Source organism: Botrimarina hoheduenensis, assembly GCF_007859815.1.
Lineage (GTDB): Bacteria > Planctomycetota > Planctomycetia > Pirellulales > Lacipirellulaceae > Botrimarina > Botrimarina hoheduenensis.
The window spans coordinates 1-5,899 of sequence record NZ_SJPH01000017.1; the positions used below are offsets into that span (position 1 = coordinate 1).

The window sequence follows — 5,899 nt, forward strand, 5'->3', positions numbered from 1 at the left end:
TGTTTGAGAAGGGATTGAGACCAGTTTCCCGCACGAAAACTATCAGCCAGCGACACAACCTGGTTAGAACCCATCCCTGTTTGAGAAGGGATTGAGACATGCCAAGAATCGCAAGCTTCCGAACCACTACCGCATTGTTAGAACCCATCCCTGTTTGAGAAGGGATTGAGACGCTAGGACGGGCGCGCCGGTGATAGTCTCACCTGCGATGTTAGAACCCATCCCTGTTTGAGAAGGGATTGAGACGGTCCACCATTCGAAGCCTACCGAACGAGCCGCGGCTCTCGTTAGAACCCATCCCTGTTTGAGAAGGGATTGAGACAGCGAAGGTAAGCCGCAGCGCCAATTATTCAGTAACGCGATTCGCCGCGCGGAACAGCAGCAGCAGCAAGGCTAGTCAGTAGTGTAGTTTTGTGGGGGGGTGGCGTTCTCGCGCTGCCCCCCTTTCTCTTGCCGTGATGGGGGGGTCTGTGCTGCACCTTACGCGCTTTGTCGAGGCGGACCCGGTCATGATGGCCGCACCGGGCCTTGTTGCGCTGGCACTACCAGGATCGGTATACGATTTGAGCCTAGCGGATAGGGTCTACGTCGCGCATCGGTGGGGCGATGAGCTGGTGCGCTGTGAGAGAGCAAGGGATGCTGCGGGTATGCTCGGCGCGGCGTGGCGGATGATCGGGCGGTCCCGTGGGCGCGAGATTCCGGCTCATGTGATTAGGGGTAGGCTTTCAAACGTAGTGTGTACAGTCGATATATATACACTCGCGCCGCTTGGTATCACACTACCAAACAACAGTATATACATGCTGGGTGAGTACCTACTAACTAACCCCCCTACTCGCGATTGGAAACGTATCGTCGATAGTGCTTTAGGCTGACACACATTACACATACACACACATTACACTCTCGGAGAATATATGCTTACTCGCGCTCACTTCCGCCTGCTCGCGGACCACTTGCACTTGACGCGCCCCAACGATGAGGCGGAGATCGTTCAGTTAGAACCCATCCCTGTTTGAGAAGGGATTGAGACCTTGCTAGCCATGTCGCGTTGTACTCGCGAATATGTCGTTAGAACCCATCCCTGTTTGAGAAGGGATTGAGACAGGTACTTCTCTCCGGTTTTCGGAACGTCGATTTTTGTTAGAACCCATCCCTGTTTGAGAAGGGATTGAGACTCACGCGACAGCAACCCTTCCGGTGTTTCTTCGTGCGTTAGAACCCATCCCTGTTTGAGAAGGGATTGAGACCTAGTTATAGGGTCACCCCACGGCTCATGCCGTGTCTTTGCCGTAGTCAAACTGCCTAAGGAAAAACGAAATGCGTTTACGATACCTGCTTATTTTAATGAACTTCTGTTGTTTGCCGCTCCTCTCAGAAGCCGCCCCGTTTCGTGTTCTTGGCATTGGTTCCAGTAGAATCAATGACTACGACCAAGCGGCTATGAATGCGGTCGGCGCGCCCCGAGAAATCGTGTGGGACTACCACTCGCTCTCGACAGCCTCGTTGCACGAGATCGCCTTCGCGCCGACCTATGCTTCACGCACCTCGATCGACTTGAACGACGTCCAGACCGACTACGATGCGATCGTGCTCGAACTCCGCGCCAAGTCTGGCTCGACCCTCAAGACCGACCTGGACGCTGTCGCGGAAATCCTGCGGCTCGTGAGGCAAAACGGATACAACCAAAACACCCGCCTTTTCTTGCTGGGCAACATGGCGTCGCCGACAGACCCTTGGTGGGGGCTGCCGCCGGATCTCTCTGTGCCCGACTTCCTGCAACCCACGCAGTCGCGCCGCGGGTACTATCGGTTGTTTCAAGATGAGGTCGTAGCGCGCGGCATCGCCGACCTGTCGATCTTGACCGTGGGAGATGTGATCTACAACGCCCTGGTCGAGGGCGCCGACACGCGGAACGCCATCGCCGGGCAGCCCTTGCATGTTTTCGGAAACCTGTTGACGGAGAATGGCCGCTATCTGAATACCGTGGCGTTTGTTGCGGCCATATTCGAAGCCGATCCGACCCCCTGGGAGCATCGTTTCGATTACTGGAATCCGGATCCTCGCATCGACAACGAAGGGCCGCCCTACAACGCCGCTGCCGTTTGGGATCGTTATCAGGAGATCGTGCGCGACCACATCACCATCCGGATCGTCCCCGAACCCGGCAGCTTAGGGATGCTGACAATGGTCGTCGGCGGTCTGGCAATCAGAAGCCGTCGCACCGGATCGGCGTGCTCGAAATACCTAATGCAGAGGTTCGACTAGTGCCTCCGCTGCACGTGGAAACGCCGCGCACCAAAGTGCGCACCCAGGGAGGACGCATCGTTATCGAGCGATCGGGCGAAGTCCTCGCGCGGATTGCTCTGAACGAGATTGACGAGGTCAGCCTGTCGGCCGGCGTTGAAGTGACAGGCGACGCATTGCGACGGTTGCTGCGTAGCAAGATCGCCGTGAGCTGGACAACCAGAAACGGTGTTTGCCTTGGGCGACTGGGGCCGGTCGGCGAGGCACGGTGGCGACGCATCGTTGCTCAGCATGCGTTATGGAGCGATCCGGCAAGACGCGTCGTAGCGGCACGCAGCTTGATGACTGAGTTGCACGAAGCCACGGTTGGGCTGGTAGCTGCGCACCGTGCGAATCACCCTAGCGCCGAACTCAAGCAGCTACACGCTCGTCTGCGTGAGTTTGAGCCAAGAATTGAGACGGCGTTATCGATTGATACGCTCCGTGGCGTGGAAGGTCGCATGGCGGCGATCTACTGGCAGGCATTCAGTTGTATGCTACGCGGCGAATTTGATTTCGAGCAGCGCACTCGTCGGCCCCCACAGTGCGCCGTCTCGGCACTGCTCAGTTACGGCTATGCGTTGCTGGCGAACGAAGTAACAGGGCGGATTGCCGCGTCAGGATACGACCCCGCGCTCGGCTTCTACCACGTGCTGCGGCCGGGGAGACCGGCATTGGCGCTCGATTTGATGGAGCCTTGGCGCCGGCGGATTATCGATCGCTTGGTGCTGCGTTCCGTTAATTTGCGTAACTACGGAGCCGAAGACTTTCGCCGTGCCCCCGCGGGGTCCGGAGTCTGGCTCACGACGGAAGCAGCCCACCGCTATCGACAGCTATACGACCAATTCATGACTCGCACGAAAGGCTGTAAGAGTTGCTTACGCGAGCGAATTTCCCGTCGCATACAAACCGATCTACGACGACTATACAAGGAACCCAACGAACACAAGGAGGAGCCCACCCTAGAGCCGCTATCAGAGAGTCTCCTTCATGACGCTCCACAAACAACTCGCGCTGATCGCTTACGACACACCGTGCTCGAAACGGCGTCGTCTACTGGCCAAGATTGCTTGCGAAGCGACTGATCGCGTGCAGAAATCGGTTTACGAGGGCTGGCTTGCATCAAGCCAGCGTATCGTTACGTGGGAACGCCTCATGGCTATTGCCGACCCTGAACTTGATGAACTACGATGCTACTGGATATGCGAACGCTGCCGACGCAGTGGTCTGGTGCTCGGCAAGCCCGCGCCCAATAAAGCGACTCAGTCTTGGCTATTCTAACCTGGCGACCAAATCATGAAGATCCTCGTTCAGTCAGTCGGAACCGGTGGACCTGACAATCCCGTGTGGGAAGCGCTGGCACTGGTGTTGAAGAATGAACAACCAGACCACGTGCTTTGGGTTTGTTCTGAGCTTACCGAACGCGAGACATTGCCCAAGGTTATTGCGAGCTGCAAGCAGCTGGGCGTAACACCACCGGCGGAACCTACCACGCTGATTCTGGAGAACGAAGACCAAGTCGAAAAAGTCATCAATAAGCTACAGACTAAGGTCGACGAACTTAGGGAAGAGTTTCCTGACGCAGAGTTCATCGCGGACTACACCAGCGGCACCAAGGCCATGTCGGCTGCGGTGGTTGCGGTAAGCATCGGCCGTCGCTTGAATCGTTTGCTCTACGGGACGGGTCCAAGAGATGAAAGCGGTAGAGCAATTCGAACCGACTCGATTATCTCGGTCGCTACCGATGCCGCCTATGCGGACTTGCTACTCAGTGAACTGGGGCGTCTGTTCAACATCGGGCAATTCGAAGCCGTTCGCCATCAGGCGCTGGCGTTACTCCCTAGCCTCGACGATGAGACGCTCAAGGCCCGCGCGGCGTCGCTTGCATTCTTGTCTTATGCGTACGATCATTGGCAGCGCTTTAATTGGGATAAAGCTTTTGATTTAATTCATAGTCATAAGAATATTTCCGGCCATAAACAGCTGGTGCCCTGGCCAAGCAGTATAGAAATTTCGAGCGACGCATTATTCAGAACTCGGTGGGATGTAGAAAAAATAGGCAAGCAAAATGCGCGATTAAAACGTTGTAAAGAGGGCAATTGTCCTTTAGCAAGATTATCAGATCTGTGGGCGAATGCCGAACGCACGCATAAAGCTGGTCGGCACGACGATGCCGTTGCGAGATTGTACCGGCTCATTGAATACATAGGACAAATGCGGTACTGCAAATTGAGGTCGCTAAAATGGAATACCCCTGAACCAACAAGTAACGTCGATGCAGATTGGATTCGTGAGAATGCGCCAGACTACGCCAAAGGAAGAGCAGCATTGAAAGATAAAGACAACAAGTTAGGCTCAGTCGATACCTTTCTAGTTACAGCCGAGGCCGGCGATCCGGTGTCTGCTCGTGTCGTTAAGGAGTACAACATGAATTCGCACGACTTGTATCAGAAGAGCGAATTGGGCACTCTGCTAAACAAACGCAATGAATCCTTGCTAGCGCACGGCGTCAGCCCGATCGGAGCAGAGTCCGCAGCGAAGTTACTCGTGCTAAGTAGACAAATATTGGATTGGCATGCTAAAGACGTTGGGCAAGATCTCGACCTAGCCATTGAGGAGTCGACGTTTGTATCCTGCCCATGGGTAACCTAAAGAGCGGTTTATCGGGCCATGGATGGCGCCTGGAGCTGAAGAAGCAGGCTGGTGTGCCATCTCAGATTTTCAGCGTGTGTAGGACAAGTTTTCGTCACTTGCGCCCTGCGAACGGTAGCTGAAAAAAGCACAAGAAGCGATGAGCGTTAGGATTCAAGCTTGTACTGCTGGACTGGCTAGTTCCGCGATCCGCTTGGCAAGTCGCTCTTGCTCGTGCTTCTGATTGAGATACCAGTCAGTCGACCAGATGCGATGCAGTTCCCATCCTCGCGAGCGAATCACTTCTTCTCTGAGGCGGTCGCGGTCGCGGGCGCTCTTGGATGAGTGGTATGTCGCCCCATCGCATTCGACGCCGAGCAAGAAGTTCTCTTTGCCAGGCTCTCGTATCCCCAAGTCGATGAAATACCCGGCGACGCCCACCTGCGGGACCACTTCGTAGCCAAGTTCAGAAACAACACGGGCGACAGCTTCCTCAAAGGGAGACTCCATGGGACGATCTTGGTTGACCGTACGCTTCGGCAAGAAGCCCGTTTGCACGTACTCCAAGTAGTCGCGAAAGGCAGTAACCCCGCGACTCTTGCTCGGGCCGCTCTGGATGTCCGAGGGCTGCATAGAAGAAAAGACTTCAACCCGACGGCGAGCACGGCTCACGAGCACGTTAAGCCTCCGCCAGCCGTCATCACCAGTGATCGGCCCAAAGCGGTTTATTACTCTGCTGCTGGCGCGGTCCGGTCCGTAGGTGTAAGAGATGAACACGACATCACGTTCATCGCCTTGGAGATTCTCTAGGTTCTTTATGAGTAAACGTTCGTTATCGTTGAGCAGTTCAACAGCTAGTGGCCTTCCCCCGATCTATGTGCCAGTCGCTATGAGAGAATCGGGATGATTAGATGGTAGTCCGTTGGGCAGCTGGAGCGGAGGGGCCTGCGAAGCCGTAGGCTGAGCAGGGCCCGGAGCGGAA

Annotated in this window: 5 protein-coding genes; 4 read left to right on the forward strand and 1 reads right to left on the reverse strand. The window is 55.6% G+C overall.

Translation table 11 applies throughout. The features are described from left to right. The first annotated feature begins 1,347 nt into the window (after positions 1 to 1,347). Genes Pla111_RS17000 through Pla111_RS17015 form a run of 4 tightly spaced genes read left to right on the forward strand, consistent with a single transcriptional unit; the run spans position 1,348 to position 4,938 of the window. On the forward strand, positions 1,348 to 2,268 hold the full coding sequence (locus Pla111_RS17000) for a PEP-CTERM sorting domain-containing protein (RefSeq protein ID WP_197525124.1): 921 nt from the start codon (positions 1,348 to 1,350) through the stop codon (positions 2,266 to 2,268). Continuing rightward, positions 2,268 to 3,371: a CRISPR-associated endonuclease Cas1 gene (gene cas1, locus Pla111_RS17005; protein ID WP_197525125.1), complete on the forward strand. Its 1,104-nt coding sequence runs from the start codon at positions 2,268 to 2,270 to the stop codon at positions 3,369 to 3,371. The genes Pla111_RS17000 and cas1 overlap by 1 nt, the downstream gene beginning before the upstream one ends. Continuing rightward, on the forward strand, positions 3,277 to 3,567 hold the full coding sequence (gene cas2, locus Pla111_RS17765; protein ID WP_146575663.1) for a CRISPR-associated endonuclease Cas2: 291 nt from the start codon (positions 3,277 to 3,279) through the stop codon (positions 3,565 to 3,567). Before cas1 ends, cas2 begins: the two co-directional genes overlap by 95 nt. A 15-nt stretch (positions 3,568 to 3,582) precedes the next feature. Next, entirely contained in the window at positions 3,583 to 4,938 is a 1,356-nt protein-coding gene (locus tag Pla111_RS17015; RefSeq protein WP_146575664.1) for a TIGR02710 family CRISPR-associated CARF protein, read from the forward strand. Positions 4,939 to 5,091: 153 nt separating this feature from the next. Here the strand turns inward: Pla111_RS17015 and Pla111_RS17020 are convergent, their stop codons facing one another. Then, positions 5,092 to 5,550, reverse strand: coding sequence for a hypothetical protein (locus tag Pla111_RS17020; RefSeq protein WP_146575665.1), 459 nt, complete (start codon positions 5,548 to 5,550; stop codon positions 5,092 to 5,094). Positions 5,551 to 5,899: the final 349 nt, after the last annotated feature.